The following is a 21847-nucleotide window of genomic DNA, read 5'->3' as shown; positions in this document are numbered from 1 at the left end:
GCTGCATAGCTTTTTTTAGTTGTCTACTTGACAGGGGCAAGACCAAACCAGCTTTTTTGTTGGACTTTTTATTTCACATACGCGGCGACTCTGTTCCTGCCCGCCCTTTTCGCGCCAACATACAGGGCGCGGTCAGCGTGGCGGATGAGGGCCAGCGGGTCATCCGCATCTTCCGGGGCCGTCGCGATGCCGAAGGATGCTGTAATTTTAATCGACAGACTGTGGCTGTTTCCCTCAAGATGCTGGGAGAGGATGAACGGCCAGTTAGCGATTGATTCCCTGATCAGTTCTGCGAGGTTGTATGCTTCACGGCTCGTCACTTCAGGCAGTAGGATGACAAACTCCTCCCCGCCATACCGGGCAACCGAGCCGGAATCGCCTACTATGTTCTCAATTCTTGAAGCAAGTTCTTTCAACACTTCATTTCCGCTTTGGTGGCCATACGTATCATTGACTGCCTTAAAGTGGTCGATATCCAATATAATCAGCGCAAGCCTTTCGCGGAGGTTCTTTTCGAGCATTTCGAATTCCCTGTACAGGACTTTCTCGAAATAACGGTAATTATGCAATTTTGTCAGGGAGCAGCGTTCGCTCTCTTCCTTTGTCTGTTCATAATGGCGGGCATTTTCGATGGCGATTGCATAATGGGAACATAAAATGTCCACAATCATCAGCTGAGATTTTTCATATGCCCGCTTCCTTCTTGATGCAAGGACGACTACTCCGACAATCTTCCCGTTTTTCGTCATTGGGATGCCCAGGATGCTCTCGGCGTCGACAGGTATATTCGCGCTCACGATATGCCGCCACTCGATTCTCGACCCGAATAGGACAGGTTTCCCGGTCCCCCAAACGGTCCCGCTGATGCCTTGATTTTTTCTGAGTCCCATATGGGTATTTGGCATTACCATCCCATCTTCGACCCGCCGAGCCAAATTAATGTCATCGTTATCCTGGATTTCAAGGACATATGCGTAATCGATGGGAAGCATTTCAGTCAATTTTTGCAAAAACAGATCCGTAACCTCATTTACATTGACCCGTTCGGCAAGCTGATGGCCTATTTCGGCCGCTTTTTGAAGATACTCGTTCACATGCTGAGTCGAGTCATACATTTTCAGGATAAGGGATATGCTTGCAAAAGGCCCCCCAATGAATAGCAGCGCCATAATGCCAAGGTCCCGATGGAGCATGTACAAAACGAATCCAAGCGGGAGGGTAATGACTGTTGTAACGGTTTCCCAGACGAAATCCTTTCCGAAAAAGGGCTCTGTGCTCCGGTAGATGACCCTTTGATTCAGTATCAAAATCAGCTGATTAAGGACGTAATAAACGGCTGCATAGGCAAGTCCTAGCCAGAACGGCCCCATCCCTTCCTTAAAGTCCGGAACGATGGTGCCGCCTAGGTAATAATAAAACGCCCCACTCAGGAACGAAACGATGAAAAACATCGCTGAATTCAAAGGAAGCCTGAACATTCCCTCCCTCGGAATCCGCAGCTTCAGCAGCAGAATCAGGATTGACAGCTGAACTGTAATCATTTCTATGAAAACGCCATATCTAAGGAAAACAGCGACAGACACCCATTGAATCATGAAGATGGGAATGCCGTTAATTACCATCGGCATGGACGCGACAACAGCGGAAAGAACAAGGAAGCCAAACACATCTATCGCATTAAGGCCGGCTGGGGGAGGAAATACATTATATGTAATCACAAGGCCGGGAGGGACAAGCAGCAGCCAACATAACAATATCCATTTTTTCTTGGCCGGAGATACAGTCAACGCTTTCCCTCCTCTAGTAAAATAGTCACAATATTTAAATATATTTTACCAAATAAAAACAAGCTTGTCACACTTAGGAAGAGTTTTTATAAAATTTTTTCCAAAATATAACGTCTGGCCTCCGATATAAAGTAAAGGGATCCTGTGACAACTAGAATCCACCCTTCTGGCATTCCTTTAATTTCTTTAGCCAGGAGGCTCCTCCAATCATCTTCTTTGCTGCTTTTCAAACCTATGCTTAACGCAAAAAGATCATCCGCGCTTGCCGCCCGCGGAAAATCAAAGGATACGAATGTCATCCTGTCGGAAACCTCCTCAAGGCGGTAAATCATGCTATCGAGAGGCTTATCCTTGAGGGCCGCAAAAACGATGTGGACCTTTTTACCAGTAAAACGGGAAGATAGCTCTCTTGCCAACGATTCGATTCCTTCGGTATTGTGCGCCCCATCAAGGATGACAACCGGATTTTCCGAAACGAATTCCAGCCGCCCCGGCCAGAATGCTTCTTTCAGGCCCTTCCTAATTTCAGATTCCCCCGCTTTTATCCAGCCGTATTCATTCAAATGCTGTGCGGCCGCCACAGCCAAAGAAGCGTTGGCAGTCTGGTGAATGCCTATCATCGAAACTTCAAGATTCGGAAATTCACCAAATGGGGTGGAAACCGAAAATCTTTCTCCCCTGCTAATTTTCTCATGGCCAGTGACTAGTATTTCCTCTCCCAGCTTGTAGATTGGGGAATGCTTTTCGGCTGCCTGCCGGGTAATCACCTCGAGTGCTTCGGGTTGCTGTGTGCCTGTGATGACGGGAATGCCCTCCTTGATAATTCCGGCTTTTTCAAAAGCAATTTCCGAGTATGTATCGCCAAGGATGGCGATATGGTCAAGTCCAACATTGGTAATGATAGAAACAAGCGGCGTCAGAATATTCGTCGAGTCAAAACGGCCTCCAAGCCCCACCTCGTAAACGGCGAAGTCAACCGTCTTCATCTCTGCGAAATAAACAAACGACATTGCGGTAATGACCTCGAATTCAGTCGGGCCACCAAGATTGGAATGATCCAATTCGTCCGCGAGCGGCTTAATCCTGTTGGCCAATTCAAGGATTTCGTCATCGTTTACAGGCGTGCCGTTTACGCTGATCCGTTCATTGAAGCTTTCAATATAAGGTGAAGTGAACGTGCCGACAGAATAGCCCGCGGCTTCAAGGATTGACCGCAAAAATGTAACAGTCGACCCCTTTCCGTTCGTGCCGCCGATATGTATGGTTTTTACTTTCCGCTCGGGATTCCCGAGCCGCTCCATCATCCACTCCATCCTTTTCAAGCCAGGCTTGATGCCAAGCCTCAACCTTGCGTGTATCCAAGTAAGCGCTTCATCATAAGTTTGAAACATCTATCCTGCCTCCAATGGAAAAGGGAGGCGCCCGTCAATGCTGAGTGCTGGGCGCCGTAACCAGTATGTGTTTATCTTGTTTTTATAGTCAAAGTGCGGTTCGGCTGATGATCGTTTTATTAAGACCGTTTCGTCACGGATTCTAATCCGGAATAACTTTAGAACCAAGATTAAGGCCGATTCAACAAAGGTTCTTGGCCGAAACGGCCTTTAGAGTGTCCATCAAGTCCAATCATCAAATCTTAATCGCGCCAACACGCAAAAATTCCTCATGCTAACAGCCGGAAGACGAATCCCATTTGAGATTCGCCTCCAGCTGACTTATCCAAACAACGTTTACCCTTTCAATTCCTTGATCCGGGCTTCGACGATTGAACGCTTTTCGGAGTAATCCTTCTCCTTGGCACGTTCTTCTTCAATGACGCTGGCAGGTGCTTTTTTAACAAAGCCTTCGTTGCCAAGCTTTTTCTGGACCCTTTCAACTTCCTTATCGAGGCGCGCCTTTTCTTTTTCAAGACGGGCGATTTCCTCATCGATGTTGATGAGCCCTTCAAGCGGAAGGATGATTTCAACGCCAGTGATGACGGCTGTCATCGCCTTATCAGGAGTGGCGATGTCCGTTCCCATCTGGAGTTCTTCCGGATTGCAGAAGCGCTCGATGTACGCTCGGTTCTTTTCAACCATGGCAAGGATTGTTTCATCCTTCGCCTTAACAAGCATCTTGATTTTTTTGCTCAACGGCGTGTTCACTTCAGCGCGGATATTCCGTACCGAACGGATCATTTCAACGAGCAGCTTCATTTCAGCGGCCGCTTGTTCATCCGTCAGCGAGACATCTGCCTGTGGCCATGCGGCGGTTGTAATCGATTCGCCTTCATGCGGCAAATGCTGCCAGATTTCTTCAGTGATGAATGGCATGAATGGGTGCATCAGCCTCATCGTATTGTCTAGAACGTATGCCAAAATGGAACGGGTCGTCTTTTTGGCGGCTTCGTCTTCGCCGTACAACGGAAGCTTCGCCATCTCGATATACCAGTCACAGAAATCATCCCAAATGAAATTGTAAAGCGCGCGGCCGACTTCACCGAATTCATAACGCTCTGACAGTCGGGTCACTGTTTCAATTGTTTCATTAAGCCTAGTCAATATCCATTTATCCGCGGTCGACTTTTTGCCGCTTAGATCGATTTCTTCATATTTAAGGCCGTTCATGTTCATCAACGCGAAACGGGACGCGTTCCAAATCTTGTTCGCAAAGTTCCAGGTTGCTTCAACCTTCTCTGTGCTGTAGCGAAGATCCTGGCCTGGCGAGCTTCCAGTTGAAAGGAAATACCTTAATGAATCCGCCCCGTATTGGGAAATAACATCCATCGGGTCAACGCCGTTGCCAAGCGATTTACTCATCTTACGGCCCTCCGCATCACGAACGAGTCCGTGAATCAGGACATCCTTGAACGGACGCTCCCCTGTAAACTCAAGGCTTTGGAAAATCATCCTCGATACCCAAAAACCGATAATGTCATAGCCGGTAACGAGAACATCGGTCGGGAAGTAGCGCTTGTAATCCGCGGCATCCTCATTCGGCCAGCCCATCGTCGAGAACGGCCAAAGCGCCGAGCTGAACCAAGTATCGAGAACATCGTTGTCCTGCTTCCAGTTTTCTTCATCCGCTGGTGGATTTTCACCAACATAAACCTCGCCAGTTTCCTTGTGGTACCAGGCAGGAATCCTGTGGCCCCACCAAAGCTGCCGTGAAATACACCAGTCGCGGGTGTTTTCCATCCAGCGTAAATAGTTGGTTTCAAAGCGGTCCGGAACAAAGTTGACTTTGTTTTCCTTCGCCTGCAGGGCGATTGCCTCATCAGCGAGCGGCTGCATTTTAACAAACCATTGAGTTGAAAGGTACGGTTCAACAACCGCGCCGCTCCGCTCGGAATGGCCGACCGAATGCAGATGGTCCTCAATTTTGAAAAGAACGCCCTCTTCCTGCAAATCCTTGACGATTTGCTTGCGGCATTCGAAACGGTCCATGCCGTTATACTTGCCGGCTCGCGCGTTCATCGTGCCGTCTTCGTTCATGACGAGGATACGCTCAAGATTATGGCGGTTGCCGATTTCAAAATCGTTCGGGTCGTGCGCAGGCGTAATTTTAACAGCGCCTGAACCAAACTCCATATCAACGTAATCGTCACCGACAATCGGAATCTCGCGGCCAGTAATCGGCAGGATCACCGTTTTACCGATCAGATGCTTGTAGCGGTCATCTTCCGGATGGACGGCAACCGCAGTATCGCCAAGCATCGTTTCCGGGCGGGTTGTCGCAATCTCGATGTGGCCGGAACCGTCCGCCAACGGATACCTCATATGGTAAAACGCGCCCTGGACATCCTTGTGGATAACCTCAATATCGGACAAGGCTGTCTTTGTGGCCGGATCCCAGTTGATAATGTATTCGCCGCGGTAAATCAAACCTTTTTCATAAAGTGTGACGAAGACCTTTTTAACCGCGTCCGAAAGCCCTTCATCCAGCGTGAAGCGTTCACGGCTGTAATCAAGGCCGAGACCCACCTTCGCCCACTGGTTGCGGATATGGCCGGCGTATTCTTCCTTCCATCGCCATGTTTCCTCGACAAATTTTTCGCGGCCAAGGTCATAGCGGGTTTTCCCCTCATTGCGAAGCTTTTCCTCAACCTTCGCCTGGGTCGCGATACCTGCGTGATCCATCCCCGGCAGCCAAAGAACGTCAAAACCCTGCATCCTTTTCATCCGGGTAATGATGTCCTGAAGCGTTGTATCCCATGCATGGCCAAGGTGCAGCTTTCCAGTTACGTTCGGCGGCGGGATAACAACCGTGTACGGCTGCTTAGTCTCGTCGTCCTTCGCTTCGAAAAATTTGCCGTTCACCCACCAGTCATAGCGCCCCTGCTCGATCGACTGCGGGTCATATTTCGTCGGCATGCTGAGTTCCTTTTGATCCATCATAATTCCTCCTTGATTTGCTCTTAAAACTGGTTATGGCGATTATCGCCGCTTCCGCTTTTCCTTGTCTAGCTTCAGCGAGCATTGCTCGCTTCCGCTTTTCAATAAAAAAACTCCACTCATCCTATAAAAGGACGAATGGAGTGCGCTCGCGGTACCACCTTTTTTCCGGCAAAATCATGCCGGCACTTGATTGAATAACGGAGTCGATCCGTCTTCCACTACCGGGCACGCGGCCTTTGGCGGAAGAAGCTCAAGGGTGACATTCCAATGGGCTGCCTGGGAAACCTTTCAGCTGGTAAATTTCCCTCTCTGGAAAGCAACGGGGCATTGTACTCTTCCCTGTCAGTGCTTTTTGTTATTAATTTATACTCTATACTACCCAAAAAGATGGCGTTACGTCAATCAAGATGGCCAAATTTTTTCGGTTTTAACCCCTTTTTGGAAAAATGGGCCAACACAATCTGGGCTCTCCCCGCATATAATGGTGTACCATGCACCGGGAGGGATGTTCCATGAAAAGATTCAACCGTTTTATGTATCCTCCGTGGCTGAAGAGATGTCGAGCGATAGCCGCGCAGTTCTGCATCCCGTTTTGTATATTCCAGGGAATCAGGGTGATCATTTTCCCTACTACATTCGATGCGCTTTTACTGGCCGTTCTCATTTTAATTGCTACCGCTATTTATATGGAAATTTTTTAAGGAGCCCCGGTGGTTTATCACTGGGCTCCTTCTTTTGCGGCCTGCTGCATGCGGTCTATTTCCGTGAGCCTCATGACCACATATTCTGTATTTTTAAGATGCCAATATTCCTTCAGAAGTTTTCTTGAAAACCTGAATTCGTTCCTCGGGCCCCGCCGGTAAAAATAGGCTTCCGCCACTTTTGTAATCTGAAGCGGGTGGGAAAGATAGCTGTAAAACAGCAGCTTTTCATCCGATTTCAACGGGAAGTATTTGAAGTAATGCGTTACCCATTCAACGGCTTCTTCGCTCCTCCGCGGCTGGGTTTCAAGCATCCTCGACATAAAGGGCAGCAAGTCGTGGGTCGGCGAGCCATATCCGGATTGTTCAAAATTGATGAAATAACCTTGCCCCGTTTCATTGTAAATGAAGTGTTCTGGAGACAATTTTCCATGAGTGATGACCATCCGGGCCTTCTCCAGATCCTTGCTTTCCTCTTTCCACGTTTCAAGTTTCTCTTTAGAAAACCTTAAAGCCTGTGAAATCTCATTATAATATAAGCAAAATTGAAGCTCGACCGGTGACATATAGACCTTCTTTTCACATTGCTCGACAAATCCATCCAGGAACTCCTGATTTTTATCATATTGGGCCACCATTTTATCATAATGGTCCTGCCTCATATCCTTCCCGACTTTGACTTCACGGGCGGACAGCGTATGAAGCCTGGCCAGCTCACGGACCATTTGCAGGTTCCGGTTGTCGAGGCCTTCCTTAATGTCATTTGGCAGCCAGGGCATGAGGTAATACAGCTTCTGGCCTGAAAGAATTCCGTATCTCCCGTCCATCGCTGGATAAATCGGTACAATCCGATTGTAGCCGCGCTGGTATAAATCATGGACATGCCGGATAAAATCAATTCCTTCATGGGCATCAATCCATTTCAGGGCAAACGTCCCTTTGTTGCTATACACCTTTTTTAGTTTGCCATAATCCTCCACATAGTAGGGATTGATACTGTATGGCTGCAGGATTTCGGCGAATTCCTTTAGGCGGTTCATTTCATTCATTGGAATTCAGCTCGCTTTTTGGAGTTTCAAATCCGAATGAAGCCTGGATTNGGATTGATACTGTATGGCTGCAGGATTTCGGCGAATTCCTTTAGGCGGTTCATTTCATTCATTGGAATTCAGCTCGCTTTTTGGAGTTTCAAATCCGAATGAAGCCTGGATTCAGTTTTCATAGTTTCAAGTCCAAATGAAGCCTGGATTTGGACAGAGAATGTCCATTTTCATAGTTTCGTGTCCAAATAATGCCTGGATTTGGCCAGAGAATGCCAGTTTTCATCGCTTCGTGTCCAAATAATGCTTGGATCTGGACAGTGAATGTGAGTTTTCTTAGTTTCGTGTCCAAATAATGCCTGGATTTGGACAGAAAATTCCAGTTTTCATAATTTCGTGTCCAAATAATGCTTGGATTTGGACAGTGAATGTGAGTTTTCATAGTTTCGTGTCCAAATAATGCCTGGATTTGGACAGAGAATGCCAGTTTTCATGGCTTCGTGTCCAAATAATGCTTGGATTTGGACAGTGAATGTGAGTTTTCATAGTTTCGTGTCCAAATAATGCCTGGATTTGGACAGAGAATGTCAATTTTCATGGTTTCGTGTCCAAATGAAGCCTGGATCCAAACAGAGAATTTGAGTTTCCTAGGGTTTCCTCCATTTTAAAAACAAACAGAGAGCGAGTGTGCGCCCGCTCAACTGCTTGTGATTGCTTATTTTTTAACAATGGCGGCAGGGATGTACAATACCTGTCCCTCATATACATCCTGGTTCAGGTCAAGCCGGTTGTAGCGGAGAAGATTCTGGATGGACACGGAATACCTGTCGGAAATGCGGTCCAATGTATCCCCTTTCTGGACAATGCAAACTTTCATCCTTGCCTGCTCATCCCCCTCGTCCTTCCGGGCGAAAAATTCAGTCAGGGACATGCTCTTTTTCTTGCTCTTCTTCTTTTTCTGCTTTTGCGGGACAGAGGACGAAGATTCAGCTTCTTCGGCGGCATTTTCGGCTTCTGCTTCCATATGGTGTTCCGCTGCGGTCTCTTGTGCTTCGTATTCCTGCTCCTGCCATTGTTGCGAAACTGGCATGGCATTCATATCAGACTGGAGGTCTTCACTGCGCGCGGGATTGAACGGAAGGACTCCATGGAACTGATTCCAATATGATTGGAAGGGGAATGCTGAAAAAGCGGCCGGGTTATCGGCCGGATCTTCCTCTGGAATCCGCCTTGCTTCCGCTTCAAATATCAATTCCTCCTCGGGAATTTCCGCAATGTATCCTGCATACCCTTCTTCTTCTTCCTCTTCCTCGGCATCCTGGACGCTCTCAAATACCCGGTCGGTGAGTACAATTTCCTCCGGCTCATCCCTAGCCTCTTCTTCCACTTCAGGGCTCTGGCCGTCGTAAATTCCACTGATAATCAGGTCCGCGGTCAACTTCATGCAGCTTCTTTCTGTAAAAGAATAATCAAAAGAGTCCACAATCACATCGATATCATAAATGCTCGCGATTCGGTTTACTGGAATGGTTATGTCAACCGGAAAGCGGTGGGCAAATTCGCATATCCCCTCTTCCCGTTGCCCGACTGACTGGACATATCTCAGGCCAGGCGCTCCCTCGGAATCCTCAAGGCCGCCTGACTGGCAAACATATTCCCCAGACAAATCCAGCGCGCCGCGGATGTTGACATACTGGTCATTTTCCTGGATCGTAATATCCGGGCTCAGTGAAATCGACACCAATTCATCGACTTCCTGTCCTTTCCGAAACCACAAGGATTCCTCCAAAGAAAATCGTAAAGACGATTGCTTCTCCTGGGACAAAGCGACTCCTCCTTTCATCTCCTCTAAAAAATCACCATGTCACTTACACTTTATGAAGAGCGGAAAGGCTTTATGATAAAAATTCGGCTGGAAACGGAGATGAGTGGGATAAGTTAAATAAAATAATGGATAGTTTTGAATCCTCTTATAAATTGACCGGGCTTTGCTCACTTCATTTGCCAGTAACGTATCAAAAAAACGCATGGAGGCCCATGCGTTTACTTTGTATGCGGTTTTAACAGAATGGCGATACTTTCAGACCCTGTATCAAGCGCTCGCATATATGCTGTCATGCTTTGATAGTCCTTGATTTCCGGGTCGGCGCCATACCCCAGCAAAAGGTTAACGGTTTCCTCATCGTCGCCCATTGCCGCGTACATGAGAGCAGTCATGCCTTCGACGGACTCCTGGTAATTCACGTCGGCCCCAGCCGATTTAAGCAAACGAACCATTTCAGGATTGCCTTTTTCGGCCGCAGTCATAAGCGGCGTCATCGAATAGCCAGTTTCATAGTTTGGGTCCGCCCCTTCATCAAGAAGGAGTTTGACCATTTCAGTGTTACCCGATTTAATCGCCCAATCCATTGCCGTGTAGCTGCTGTAATCTTCAAATTCAAGGTCCGCTCCACCTTTTATGAGCTTTTCCGCTTTTGCCATGTCTCCCAGTATAACGGCCTGGATGAGCGGCGATGTTTCTTCCCCGCTCCATGAATCCTCTTCGGCATCCGGGAAGGGATCAAGAGAACCAAAAGCACTCAAGCTTGTCCAAATGGAGGCAACAAATCCGACAAATAAGAAAACGATTATTATAGCAAAGCCAAAATGACGAAAGCTTCTTTTTTGAAAAACAACGGAAGATTCCACTCCGCCAAAGAAAGTTTCGATTGCGTGAATTCTTTTAGGAAGGTGTGGATGTGTAGATAATATTTCGCTCAACCAAACGAAGAACCCTTTTTCCTGATTGATTTGATCCATATATGCTTGCTGATTTACATGGAAGAATGTTTTCTTGCCAATAGCAAGCATCGCAAGGCTTGTTTTCGCCGCACCGGGATTACCGCTGTAATAGGCTGCATAACGGTCGCACGTATATTCGCAGGCGCGCATGTACATCTCTGCAAGCCCCGGTATCCACATGGAAGGATATATGAACGCCATTTTCCCTAAATGATTTCTTTTAATATGGGCAAGCTCGTGGGCAAGGACAAAAGTTAATTCTTCCTCGCACCCATCTTCAATCAAATCAAAAATTTCAGAGTAGACCACGATCATATTTTTTCGAAAAAAACGTGTAGCAAACGCGTTCAAGGCCCCTCCGGACTGCATCACATACACATCCGGGACCTTTTTCAGTTCCATTTTGGCGCATAGCTCCTCCACTTTCGAGTATACGGCCGGGAACTGGGAAGGAGACAGCTTTACTCCATTCGTGCGGATATGGCCCATCATGATGCCGTGCAGGAAAAACGAAAAAATCAGCAGGCCGATTAGGATTGCAATCCCGATGATTGAAGCAGCAAACATGATGTAGGAAAGAATGCTGAAAGACAAAACAATCCAAAAGTAAACCTTCTCTTTTCGGTAAATTAAATCTCTTGGTGCTGGTTCTTGGTGGTTCAATGATTTCCTTGTCCCCTTTATGTCAGATAATAGAATTATAGGAGGTTTTTGAGTGGGTGTCACTTGCTTCTTTTTTCCAAAATAACAAGTGTTAACAAAAACATCCGATACCCCTCAGTCAGGAGTATGAAGACACTTTCAACTTATCACGCACCCTGGTATCACCCCACTAATATAAAAACCCCCGCCGGTAAAAAGAACCGGCGAGGGCTGCAGTATTATTTAAGCTTCGAAAACGCTGTTTCAGCTGCTTTGATTGTTTTTTCAATGTCTTCATCAGTGTGGGCGGTTGACAGAAACAGTCCCTCGAATTGGGATGGCGGCAGGAAGACTCCCTGGTCGGCCATTTCGCGATAGTACTGTGCGAAGAATTCAAGATTGGATGTCTTGGCCCTTTCGTAATTAATTACCTCTTCGTTTGTGAAGAAGATGCCGATCATCGAACCGGCGCGGTTAACCCGGTGCGGGATGCCGTGTTTAACAGCGGCTTCAGTCAAGCCTTTTTCAAGCAAATCGGCTTTCCTGCGGAACTCTACATAATCTTCTGGAGTCAGCTGGCTTAATGTTTCGTAACCGGCCGTCATCGCTAGCGGGTTCCCCGACAGTGTGCCTGCCTGGTAAATCGGTCCGCTTGGCGCGATTTGCTCCATGATTTCCGCGCGTCCGCCATATGCTCCAACAGGCAGGCCGCCGCCGATGACTTTGCCAAGGCATGTCAAGTCAGGAGTAACGCCGAAGTATCCTTGCGCGCAGTTATAATCGACGCGGAATCCTGTCATAACCTCATCAAAAATCAGCAATGCGCCATATTCGGTAGTGATTTCACGCAATCCTTCCAGGAATCCCGGGACAGGAGGGACAACGCCCATGTTGCCCGCGACCGGCTCGACAATGATGCCGGCGATATCTTCACCGAACTCCTTGAACGCATAGCGGACACTATCCATATCATTGTAAGGCACGGTAATCGTGTTTTTGGCAATGCCTTCAGGAACCCCAGGGCTGTCCGGCAGGCCGAGTGTCGCGACCCCTGAACCGGCTTTGATCAGCAGGGAATCGCCATGGCCATGGTAGCAGCCTTCAAACTTAAGGATTTTATTCCTTCCCGTATAGCCTCGCGCCAGGCGGAGCGCACTCATAGTCGCCTCGGTGCCTGAGGACACCATCCGAATGATTTCAATCGATGGGACACGCTCGATCACAAGCTTCGCCAATTCATTTTCCATCAATGTAGGCGCGCCGTAGCTTGTGCCCAGTTCGGCAACCTTTTTAATCGCTTCGACGACACGGTCATTCGTGTGGCCAAGGATTAGCGGGCCCCATGATAGGACGTAGTCGATGTATTCATTGCCATCGATGTCGTAAATTTTCGAGCCTTTGCCTCGGGCCATGAAAATCGGATCCATATTGACTGATTTAAAGGCGCGGACAGGGCTGTTTACCCCGCCTGGCATGAGAGTTTTTGCTTCTTTGAATGCTTCGATTGATTTATCGTATGAGCGCATGGGCTTTCCCTCTTTCTATTTTAGGATGGGCGTGAACCGAATACGTACCCAGTGGAAATCTCAAAACAATCTTTATTTCTGTTCTTTCAGCCAGCGGGCGGCGTCTTTCGCGAAATAGGTGATGATCAAATCGGCACCGGCGCGCTTCATGCCTGTCAGCATTTCAAGGACGACCGCTTTTTCATCGATCCAGCCGTTTTGTGCTGCGCCTTTCACCATTGCATATTCGCCGCTGACATTGTAAACGACAACCGGTAAATTGAAGTTGTTTTTCACATCGCGGACAATATCAAGGTACGGAAGGCCCGGCTTGACAATCAGGAAGTCCGCTCCTTCAAGCACATCGGATTCCGCTTCCCTCATCGCTTCGATCCTGTTCGCGGGGTCCATCTGGTACGTTTTCCTGTCTCCGAATTGCGGCGTGCTGTCAGCTGCGTCGCGGAACGGTCCATAGAACGCGGATGAATATTTGACGGCATAGCTCATGATTGGCACTTCTTGAAAACCAGCCTCATCCAGGCCGGCGCGGATAGCCGCGACGAATCCGTCCATCATGTTGGAAGGAGCGATTATATCCGCTCCTGCTTTCGCCTGGCTGACAGCCGTCTGCACCAAAAGCTCAAGCGATGGGTCATTCAGGACGCGGTCCCCCTCCACAACGCCGCAGTGGCCGTGGCTCGTATACTCGCAAAGGCATGTATCCGCGACAACGATCATCTCCGGATGGCGTTCCTTGATAAACCGTGTCGCCACCTGGACGATTCCGTGGTCGTGGTATGCTCCTGAACCGCATTCATCCTTCGTTGAAGGCACCCCGAACAGGATGACGGACTTGATGCCAAGCGACACGATGTCGTCGATTTCCTCGCCAAGCAGGTCCATCGAAAGCTGGTAGACGCCAGGCATCGAAGGCACCTCGTTCTTGATGTTCTCCCCTTCGATGATGAAAAGTGGATAAATAAAATCCTCGGCGTGAAGATGTGTTTCCCTTACCAAAGCCCTCATGTTCGCGCTTGTGCGCAGGCGGCGGTGACGTGAAAATTGAAGTTCCATTCTGCTAACCTCCGGACATTTCTGGCCAATCGCCAGATTTTTATTTCTTGTTACATTTTATCTTGTTTATTGAGGCTTTCCAAATATTCGAGAGTGCTGTTAACCATATCCTCTACTGTGTACTGGTCGGGGCTCGCATGGACCGGTATCCCGAGGGACTTCAGCCGTTTTTCCGTCACCGGCCCGATGCACGCCACAACGCAGCGGGCCGCCAGCTCCTTAAGCCCTTTCTCGCCGGTAGCCTCGATGAAGTGGTCGACCGTCGAGGGGCTGGTGAACATAAGGATATCAAGCTCCCCTTTGGACAGCATCTCATTTAACTTTTGTTTGCTTTCTTCCGGCAAGTACGTTTCATAGACAACGATTTCATCCGCTATGGACCCATGCTTCCTCAGCATGTTCGCGATATGCTCCCTCGCCAGGTTTCCTTTCGGGATCAGGACCCTGCAGCCCTTGTTAATATGCGCGATAAACTCCTCGGCAAACACCTCGGCAACGTATTTACTTGGGATGAAGTCCGTTTCAAACCCTCTTTCTTTTAAAAAAAGGCCCGTCCTTTCGCCGATCACCGCAATCTTTGGCAATCGAGGGCGCTTTCTATCCCCGTAAAAGGACAGGAAGGTTTCGACTGTCACATTGCTTGTGAACACAATCCAGTCATACTCTTCAACCGTGGCGAGCATATGGTGCAGGGTTTCGTCCATCCGAACCGGCCGAAAGGAAAGAAGAGGGATTTCGACTGGAATCCCTCCGTGCTTTTCAATGAGCCTGGAAAACGGTTTGGCCTGGCTGGCTCCCCTTGGTACAAGCACTTTTTTATTGCTCAGGGGCAGCGGCCGGTTCATTCACTGTCCAGCTCCTCTTTTACCCGGTCAATCAATTTTTTGGCGCCTCGTTCTATCAAAAGGCCGGCGGCTTCCTCGCCAAGCGCTTCCGGATCGTGGCCGGTAACGGTATCCTTGTATACTTCTTGCCCGTCCGGGGAAGCGACAAGCACTTTCAGCGTGATATCGCCATTCTCTTCAGTTGTCGCGAATCCGGCGATTGGAACCTGGCAGCCGCCCTCCATTTTTTGAAGGAAGGAACGTTCAGCCCTGACAGCAAGGGCAGTTTTTTTACAGGTGAATTTTTCAAAAATCTCAAGCAATTCACGGTCATCTTCTCGGCATTCGATTGAAAGCGCGCCTTGGCCGACAGCCGGGATGCACACATCCGCATCAATGAATTCAGTGACAACTTCCTTTGCCCAGCCGAGGCGGGAAAGGCCCGCGGCCGCGAGGATGATGGCATCATATTCGCCATTGTTAAGCTTTTCAAGACGGGTATCTACATTTCCGCGGATCCACTTAATTTCAAGGTCAGGCCGCTTCAGCAAAAGCTGTGAGCTGCGGCGCAGGCTGCTTGTACCAACGACAGCACCTGCAGGAAGTTCGTCGAGCTTAACATGGCCCTTTGAAATGAGCGCGTCACGGTGGTCCTCACGGAACGGGATGCAGCCGATTGTCAGGCCTTCCGGCAAAACAGCCGGCATGTCCTTCATACTGTGCACAGCCATATCGATTTCCTTATCAAGCATCGCCTGTTCGATTTCCTTTACGAAAAGGCCTTTTCCGCCAACTTTTGATAGCGTTACATCAAGGATTCGGTCCCCTTTAGTCACAATTTCCTTCACTTCGAATTCAAAGGAAGGGCCGGCGATTTTCTTCAATTGCTCGATGACCCAATTCGTCTGTGTCAATGCCAACTTGCTGCGTCTGGAACCTACTATTATTTTTCTCATAAAAAGCCTCCTAGTCTACGAATACCAAAAGTGGAATGACGACAATTTGCCAAACAGGAAAAAGTTAATTAAAACAATCAGGAAGGAAGCGATATTCCACAGGGCCAGCGATTTGCCGCCCATGCTTTTCGCTATCCGCAAATACAAATAAATGCTGTAGGCGGTCAGCAGCAGGAAGGATCCGATGACCTTCATATCGTACCAGGGCATGTCGGGCACTTTGATGAATGCCCATTGCATGCCAAGGATCAGGCTTAATAAAAGCATCGGTACGCCGATGACGGCGTGAAGGTAGGAAAATTGCTCCAGGCGGGAAAGGTCCGCAATTCGGACAAGCCTTGTCCCCCATTTCTTCCTCTTTAACAAATCGTACTGGACCAAATACAGCAATGAAAAAACGAATGACATTGAAAAAGCCCCGTACGAAAGGATCGCCATTGTAATGTGAATAAGCAGTAGTTCCGAAATGAGCTGTTCGCCCATCACATGCGACTCATACTGAAGGGGCGCAAAAGTATGGATTGCCATGACGATGAACCCAAGGATATTCGTAAAAAAAACGATGAAATCCATTTTCAGCAACCGATTGATCGCCAGAGACAAAGTCACAAGCACCCAAGCATAAAAATAAAGCCCTTCCATTATTGTAAGAACCGGGAACCTCCCTGTTTTTACCATATACAAAAATAAAAAAACCGTTTGCAAAATCCATACAAATGCAAGTAACCAGAAGGCAATGCGGTTCGCCTTCCGGTTATGGTGGATAAAATCAAAGAAATATAACAGCACGCTAAAGGCATAAACAAGAACCGTCAATTCGTGCAGTCGCGCCAGATAAATGTCAAACATAGACATTACCCCTCTTATGACTGAAAGGAAGCCTGCGGTGCATGAACCATTTCTTTATTGGTTTCGGCTGCTTTCGATTGGTTTTGATCTTCGACAAGCTCTTTAATATCAAAGATTGCCATAAACAAATCCAGCGCCTCTTCGGCGTCAGGCCGCGCGGCGAGCTCTTTGGCCTGGAGGATCGGATCTTTAAGCAGCTGATTAATTATGCTCTTCGTGTGCTTGTTCAATACCTTTTTATCCCTGTCGGAAAGGTTTGGAATCTTACGTTCGATGCTTGTCATGGTTTCAGCCTGGATTGCAAGGGCCTTTTCCCTGAGCGCGGAAATGACCGGGATGACGCCAAGCATGCCAAGCCATTGTTTGAAATCGACAATTTCCTTTTCAATCATCATCATGATGACGGCTGCCGCTTTTTTGCGTTCCTGAAGGTTTGACTCGACAATGCCTTCAAGGTCATCGATGTCGTATAAAAAGACGTTCTGCAAATCGGAAATCCGTGGATCGAGGTCGCGCGGCACGGCGATGTCCACCATGAACAGCGGTTTGCCCTTGCGCAGCTTTTCGACCTGCTCCATTGTTTCCTTCGTAATCACGAAATTGTCCGAACCAGTTGAACTAATGACAATATCCGCTTCAACGAGCGAGCATTGCAGCTCGGATAACAGTTTCGCCCTGCCTCCGAAACGCCCTGCAAGCTGCTGCGCCTTTTCAAATGTCCGGTTGATGACGGTAACGCTGCCAACCCCGTTTCCATGCAGGTTCTGCGCGGCGAGTTCGCCCATTTTCCCGGCTCCGAAAATTAACACATGCTTATCTTCGAGCGATCCAAAGATTTTTTTCGCCAGTTCGACTGCCGCATAGCTCACAGATACCGCGTTCGCGCCAATCTCGGTTTCAGCATGGCCACGTTTAGCAACTGTAATAGCTTGTTTAAAGAGATGGTTGAAAACCGTCCCGGTCGCTTCTTCTTCCTGTGAAAGGAAGAAGCTTGAACGGACTTGGCCAAGTATTTGTGTTTCACCGAGAATCATCGAATTCAGGCCACAGGCGACATTGAACAAGTGTTCAATAGCACCGTCCCCTTCATAAATGAAAAGGAACGGAGAAAACTCGCTTTGTTCAAGCCCGAACCACTCGGAAAGGAATTCCTTTATATAATACCTGCCTGTATGGACTTGGTCGACGACCGCGTAGATCTCGGTCCGGTTGCACGTCGAAAGGATGACGTTCTCAAGAATCGCCTTTTTTCCCTTAAGCGTCCTTGCCGCCTCCCGAAGTTCATCCTGTTTGAAGGTAAGCCGCTCACGGATTTCAACTGGGGCGGTTTTGTAATTGATTCCTGCCACTAAAATATGCATCTAGTTAATAACACCCCCAACGTAATCGCGTAACTAACTACTCAGATTATATCACGAGCTATTTCTCTGTTTGCCCGAAAAATGTGAACAGAAACCGAAACTGTATGTTATCATTAAAAGCGTAGGCGGCCGTTTAGCGCTGTATGGACTGGAGGGCTCCGAACGAGATAAAGGAAACACGATGAACATAGTGAATCGATGTTGACTTATCGTAAGGAGGAGACCGAAGTACACTAGGCGCTGGCAGCCGGAGCTAGATATCATTAAAAGCGTAAGCGGCCGTTTAGCCCATAGAAAAAAGGGCCAGCCAACGCGTAAAATTATTTAGTCCATCCTTATGTACATTAGCAAATATACCAACATATATCAAGAGAACCTTACTGGAAGCGAGTGTAGGAACGATGAAGAACCAGCAATTATTTCCTGGGATTGTCCTGATCGGTTTCGGGGCTTATTTTTTTCTCCAGCAATCGGGAGTTTCTTTCCTTCAAAACTATTACACATGGCCGACGCTCCTCATTATCGTCGGAGTGGCTTTCCTGTGCCAGGGCTATTTTACAAGGGACCATGACGCCATCCTTCCCGGAACGATCCTGGCCGGATTCGGCCTCCATTTCCATATAGCCGGCAAGGTGCCATTTTGGCCGGACCATATCGGGTCATTCATGGCCATTATCGCCATTGGCTTCCTGCTCCGCTACCAAAAGACAGGGAACGGCCTGTTTCAGGGGCTCCTTTTCCTCCTGGTCACCATCCTGCTCCTGTTCACTGACAAAGTTGGCGCCTGGTTTGGTTTAGTCCAAAACAATATGTCCCTCGCCTGGAAATTCTGGCCCATCATTTTGATCGCAATCGGCGCCTGGTTTGTATTCGCAAGAAGGAAGTGACCGACCTCACGCGGAATCTAAGGGAACTTCCAAATAAAATGGCAGAACATTTTATTAAAAAAGGCCTGGCAAAAGGGTTGTTCTCCAATCCTTGCTGCCAGGCCTTTCCTGTACTATTCTACAATCAAATCAATCCATATATTCCTGGAAAAGCGCCCACACCTTGTCCTTTCCTTCCCCCGTTTCAGAAGAAAAAAGGACAATTGGGTCATCCTTCTCGACTTCAAGCGTTTCCTTTGTCACCTTCAAATGCTTCTGCCATTTTCCCCTCGGAATCTTATCCGCCTTAGTCGCGATAATGATGCACGGGATGCCGTGATGCTTCAGGAAATCATACATCATCCTGTCATCGGAAGTCGGAGGATGGCGAAGATCGGTAATCAGGACAACCGCCTTCAGCTGCTCGCGCGACGTAAAATACGTCTCGATCATTTTTCCCCACGCCTCGCGCTCCGTTTTCGACACCTTCGCATACCCATACCCCGGAACGTCGACGAAAAAAAGCTCCTCATTAATGAGGAAAAAATTCAGCGTTTGCGTCTTCCCCGGCTTTGACGAAGTCCGGGCAAGATTCCTGCGGTTCAGCAGCTTATTGATAAACGACGACTTGCCGACATTCGAACGGCCGGCAAGGGCAAACTCCGGCAAAGCCGAATCAGGATACTGATCCGGCTTTACCGCGCTAATTACGATATCCGCGCTTGTTACTTTCATGCTCTTCCCCCATCCGATAGTGCGTGCTTCAGCACCTCATCAACATGGGAAACCAGCACGAATTGCATTTCATTGCGCACACTTTCAGGTATATCATCAATATCTTTTTCATTGTCCTTAGGTAAAATCACTTTCGTGAGCCCCGCGCGATGAGCGCTTAGCGTCTTTTCCTTCAATCCGCCAATCGGCAGCACCCTGCCACGGAGCGTAATTTCGCCTGTCATTCCGACTTCGCGGCGGATCGGCCGGCCTGAAAGCGCCGAAACAAGAGCAGTAGCGATTGTGATCCCGGCTGATGGGCCGTCTTTCGGCACCGCGCCCTCCGGAACGTGGATATGGATATCATGCTTTTCATGGAAATCCGGTTCGATGCCAAGCTCTTCCGCCTTTGAGCGGATATAGCTGAACGCCGCCTGGGCGGATTCCTTCATGACATCGCCAAGCTTTCCGGTGAGGACAAGCTTTCCTTTCCCCGGAGAGATGGAAACCTCGATTTGCAGTGTGTCGCCGCCTACCGTCGTATAGGCAAGGCCTGTCGCGACGCCTACCTGATCCTCAAGCTCGGCCTGGCCGTAGCGGAACTTTGGTTTACCGAGGAATTCCTCGAGGTTCTTTTCCGTGACGACAACCTTCTTCTTTTCGCCGGCAACGATGATTTTCGCCGTTTTCCGGCAAATCGTCGCCATTTGGCGCTCAAGGCTCCTTACCCCTGCTTCCCTTGTATAATAACGGACGGTTTTCAGGATTGCGTCTTCCCTAACCTGCAAAGTGCCTTTGGAAAGGCCGTTTTCCTTGATCTGTTTTGGCAGCAAATGGTCCTTTGTAATGTGGACCTTCTCGATTTCGGTATAGCCGGCAATCGTAATGATTTCCATCCTGTCACGAAGCGGCCCGGGAATCGTCGCCAAGTTGTTCGCCGTGGCGATGAACATAACTTTTGAAAGGTCGTATGGCTCTTCTATATAATGGTCGCTGAAATTGTAATTTTGTTCCGGATCCAGCACCTCAAGCATTGCCGCGGACGGGTCGCCGCGGAAATCGCTCGACATCTTGTCAATTTCATCGAGGAGGAAGACAGGATTGATCGTTCCCGCTTTTTTCATTCCCTGGATGATCCGGCCTGGCATCGCGCCGACATACGTCCTTCTGTGCCCACGGATTTCCGATTCATCACGCACCCCGCCGAGCGAGACACGGATGAAATTCCGGTTCAGGGACCGTGCGATCGACCTCGCTAAACTCGTTTTTCCGACACCCGGAGGGCCCGCGAGACAAAGAATCGGGCCTTTCAGGGAATTGGTCAGCTTTTGGACAGCCAGGTACTCAAGCACCCGTTCCTTGACCTTTTCCAGGCCATAATGGTCCTCATTCAGGATTTTTTCAGCACGATCGATATCAAGATCGTCATCCGTTCTTTTCGTCCATGGCAGTGCCACAAGCCAATCGATGTAATTGCGGATAACAGCGCTTTCCGCCGAGCTTGAAGGGACTTTTTCATATCTGTCGAGCTCGCGGAACGCGGTCGCCTTGACATTTTCAGGCATGCCGGCAAGCTCGATTTTTTCCGTCAATTCGGCGATTTCGCCTGTTTTTCCCTCTTTTTCGCCAAGTTCCTTTTGGATGGCTTTCATTTGCTCGCGCAAATAGTATTCCTTCTGCGTCCGTTCCATCGACCGCTTCACGCGCTGGCCGATTTTCTTTTCAAGGTTCAGGACTTCCTTTTCGTTGTGGATGATGTCAACAACCTTCGACATCCGTTCCTTCACATCGATGGTTTCAAGGATTTCCTGCTTATCCTTAAGCTTAAGAGGAAGATGGGAGGAAATGATGTCCGCCATCCTGCCGGGCTCTTCGATGTCTGCGACCGAGGAGTATGTTTCAGCGGAGATTTTTTTCGACATCTTTATGTACTGTTCGAAATAATCCAGCATCGTCCTCATCAAAGCCTGGTCTTCAACATCCTTGGTTTCCTTGTCTTCAAACAGTTCCACTGTAACGGAAAAGTAATCGTCCAAGTCCTCGAATGAAACAATTTTGGCCCGGTTTAGCCCCTCTACCAATACCCGAATAGTCCCGTTGGGAAGTTTAAGCATCTGCTTGACCCTGGTGAGCGTTCCAATCGTATAAAGGTCTTCCTCGGATGGCTCATCTATCGAAATATCTTTTTGGGTAGTTAAAAAAATCAGATGGTCATCAACCATCGCTTTTTCGAGTGCCTGAACGGATTTCTCCCGGCCTACATCCAAGTGGAGAACCATTGTTGGATAAACCAGCAAACCCCGAAGCGGCAAAAGGGGGACGTCTTTTTCATTCGTTTCCGCCATTACCCTTGCACCTCCAAAATGCATTCAAT

16 protein-coding genes and 1 other annotated feature are annotated in these 21847 nt (G+C 48.5%); of the genes, 2 read left to right on the top strand and 14 right to left on the bottom strand.

Annotated elements, in window-relative coordinates:
- Positions 1-68 precede the first annotated feature (68 nt).
- The 3 genes from DRW41_RS14850 to DRW41_RS14840 form a co-directional block, all read right to left on the bottom strand.
- Positions 69-1787: a GGDEF domain-containing protein gene (locus DRW41_RS14850; protein WP_245959449.1), complete on the bottom strand. Its 1719-nt coding sequence runs from the start codon at positions 1785-1787 to the stop codon at positions 69-71.
- 86 nt (positions 1788-1873) lie between these two features.
- Positions 1874-3178 carry a bifunctional folylpolyglutamate synthase/dihydrofolate synthase gene (locus DRW41_RS14845; protein ID WP_115452784.1) on the bottom strand — a complete coding sequence of 435 codons (1305 nt, stop codon included), beginning with the start codon at positions 3176-3178 and terminating at the stop codon, positions 1874-1876.
- A gap of 336 nt (positions 3179-3514) precedes the next feature.
- Positions 3515-6157 carry a valine--tRNA ligase gene (locus tag DRW41_RS14840; RefSeq protein WP_115452783.1) on the bottom strand — a complete coding sequence of 881 codons (2643 nt, stop codon included), beginning with the start codon at positions 6155-6157 and terminating at the stop codon, positions 3515-3517.
- 127 nt (positions 6158-6284) lie between these two features.
- Positions 6285-6515, bottom strand: a binding site (T-box leader).
- Positions 6516-6672: 157 nt separating this feature from the next.
- Here DRW41_RS14840 and DRW41_RS14830 point away from each other — a divergent pair.
- Positions 6673-6861 (top strand): YszA family small membrane protein, encoded by a 189-nt coding sequence (locus DRW41_RS14830; RefSeq protein ID WP_115452781.1) that lies wholly within the window; start codon positions 6673-6675, stop codon positions 6859-6861.
- A 17-nt stretch (positions 6862-6878) separates the two neighbouring features.
- Here DRW41_RS14830 and ysxE read toward each other — a convergent pair whose 3' ends face one another.
- The 9 genes from ysxE to hemA all read right to left on the bottom strand — a co-directional run bounded on the left by ysxE (position 6879) and on the right by hemA (position 17893).
- Complete coding sequence (ysxE, locus tag DRW41_RS14825) at positions 6879-7910, bottom strand: spore coat protein YsxE (protein ID WP_115452780.1); 1032 nt, start codon at positions 7908-7910, stop codon at positions 6879-6881.
- Between the two features lie 706 nt (positions 7911-8616).
- Positions 8617-9744 carry a stage VI sporulation protein D gene (gene spoVID, locus DRW41_RS14820; protein ID WP_115452779.1) on the bottom strand — a complete coding sequence of 376 codons (1128 nt, stop codon included), beginning with the start codon at positions 9742-9744 and terminating at the stop codon, positions 8617-8619.
- 200 nt (positions 9745-9944) lie between these two features.
- Positions 9945-11345 (bottom strand): M48 family metallopeptidase, encoded by a 1401-nt coding sequence (locus tag DRW41_RS14815; RefSeq protein ID WP_115452778.1) that lies wholly within the window; start codon positions 11343-11345, stop codon positions 9945-9947.
- 218 nt (positions 11346-11563) lie between these two features.
- Positions 11564-12850, bottom strand: a complete 1287-nt coding sequence (hemL, locus tag DRW41_RS14810; RefSeq protein ID WP_115452777.1) for a glutamate-1-semialdehyde 2,1-aminomutase — start codon at positions 12848-12850, stop codon at positions 11564-11566.
- Between the two features lie 72 nt (positions 12851-12922).
- Complete coding sequence (hemB, locus tag DRW41_RS14805) at positions 12923-13903, bottom strand: porphobilinogen synthase (protein ID WP_115452776.1); 981 nt, start codon at positions 13901-13903, stop codon at positions 12923-12925.
- A gap of 50 nt (positions 13904-13953) precedes the next feature.
- A complete protein-coding gene (locus tag DRW41_RS14800; RefSeq protein WP_115452775.1) occupies positions 13954-14748 on the bottom strand; it encodes a uroporphyrinogen-III synthase in 795 nt (264 codons plus the stop codon).
- Positions 14745-15683 carry a hydroxymethylbilane synthase gene (hemC, locus tag DRW41_RS14795; protein ID WP_115452774.1) on the bottom strand — a complete coding sequence of 313 codons (939 nt, stop codon included), beginning with the start codon at positions 15681-15683 and terminating at the stop codon, positions 14745-14747. Before hemC ends, DRW41_RS14800 begins: the two co-directional genes overlap by 4 nt.
- Positions 15684-15698: 15 nt before the next feature.
- Positions 15699-16532 carry a cytochrome c biogenesis protein gene (locus tag DRW41_RS14790; protein ID WP_115452773.1) on the bottom strand — a complete coding sequence of 278 codons (834 nt, stop codon included), beginning with the start codon at positions 16530-16532 and terminating at the stop codon, positions 15699-15701.
- A gap of 14 nt (positions 16533-16546) precedes the next feature.
- Positions 16547-17893: a glutamyl-tRNA reductase gene (gene hemA / locus DRW41_RS14785; RefSeq protein ID WP_115452772.1), complete on the bottom strand. Its 1347-nt coding sequence runs from the start codon at positions 17891-17893 to the stop codon at positions 16547-16549.
- A 401-nt stretch (positions 17894-18294) separates the two neighbouring features.
- Between hemA and DRW41_RS14780 the strand changes: the two genes are divergently transcribed.
- Positions 18295-18780 (top strand): LiaI-LiaF-like domain-containing protein, encoded by a 486-nt coding sequence (locus DRW41_RS14780; RefSeq protein ID WP_115452771.1) that lies wholly within the window; start codon positions 18295-18297, stop codon positions 18778-18780.
- 129 nt (positions 18781-18909) lie between these two features.
- Here DRW41_RS14780 and yihA read toward each other — a convergent pair whose 3' ends face one another.
- The gene (gene yihA, locus DRW41_RS14775; RefSeq protein WP_115452770.1) at positions 18910-19494 is read right to left on the bottom strand and encodes a ribosome biogenesis GTP-binding protein YihA/YsxC; all 585 of its coding nucleotides are present in this window, start codon (positions 19492-19494) and stop codon (positions 18910-18912) included.
- Positions 19491-21818 carry an endopeptidase La gene (lon, locus tag DRW41_RS14770; protein WP_115452769.1) on the bottom strand — a complete coding sequence of 776 codons (2328 nt, stop codon included), beginning with the start codon at positions 21816-21818 and terminating at the stop codon, positions 19491-19493. Before lon ends, yihA begins: the two co-directional genes overlap by 4 nt.
- Between the last annotated feature and the right edge of the window lie 29 nt (positions 21819-21847).

The sequence above is a fragment of the Neobacillus piezotolerans genome (genome assembly GCF_003362805.1).
In the GTDB taxonomy this organism is placed as follows: Bacteria; Bacillota; Bacilli; order Bacillales; family Cytobacillaceae; genus Bacillus_D; species Bacillus_D piezotolerans.
Note: the sequence above shows the minus strand (reverse complement) of the source record. Positions and strands in the feature narration are given on the sequence as shown.

Coding starts and splice junctions, on each gene's coding strand:
- DRW41_RS14790 (WP_115452773.1), bottom strand. CDS start 16,532: ATGTTTGACATTTATCTGGCGCGACTGCACGAATTGACGGTTCTTGTT.
- DRW41_RS14840 (WP_115452783.1), bottom strand. CDS start 6,157: ATGGATCAAAAGGAACTCAGCATGCCGACGAAATATGACCCGCAGTCG.
- hemL (WP_115452777.1), bottom strand. CDS start 12,850: ATGCGCTCATACGATAAATCAATCGAAGCATTCAAAGAAGCAAAAACT.
- DRW41_RS14780 (WP_115452771.1), top strand. CDS start 18,295: ATGAAGAACCAGCAATTATTTCCTGGGATTGTCCTGATCGGTTTCGGG.
- hemA (WP_115452772.1), bottom strand. CDS start 17,893: ATGCATATTTTAGTGGCAGGAATCAATTACAAAACCGCCCCAGTTGAA.
- spoVID (WP_115452779.1), bottom strand. CDS start 9,744: ATGAAAGGAGGAGTCGCTTTGTCCCAGGAGAAGCAATCGTCTTTACGA.
- hemC (WP_115452774.1), bottom strand. CDS start 15,683: ATGAGAAAAATAATAGTAGGTTCCAGACGCAGCAAGTTGGCATTGACA.
- DRW41_RS14800 (WP_115452775.1), bottom strand. CDS start 14,748: ATGAACCGGCCGCTGCCCCTGAGCAATAAAAAAGTGCTTGTACCAAGG.
- DRW41_RS14830 (WP_115452781.1), top strand. CDS start 6,673: ATGAAAAGATTCAACCGTTTTATGTATCCTCCGTGGCTGAAGAGATGT.
- hemB (WP_115452776.1), bottom strand. CDS start 13,903: ATGGAACTTCAATTTTCACGTCACCGCCGCCTGCGCACAAGCGCGAAC.
- ysxE (WP_115452780.1), bottom strand. CDS start 7,910: ATGAATGAAATGAACCGCCTAAAGGAATTCGCCGAAATCCTGCAGCCA.
- lon (WP_115452769.1), bottom strand. CDS start 21,818: ATGGCGGAAACGAATGAAAAAGACGTCCCCCTTTTGCCGCTTCGGGGT.
- DRW41_RS14845 (WP_115452784.1), bottom strand. CDS start 3,178: ATGTTTCAAACTTATGATGAAGCGCTTACTTGGATACACGCAAGGTTG.
- yihA (WP_115452770.1), bottom strand. CDS start 19,494: ATGAAAGTAACAAGCGCGGATATCGTAATTAGCGCGGTAAAGCCGGAT.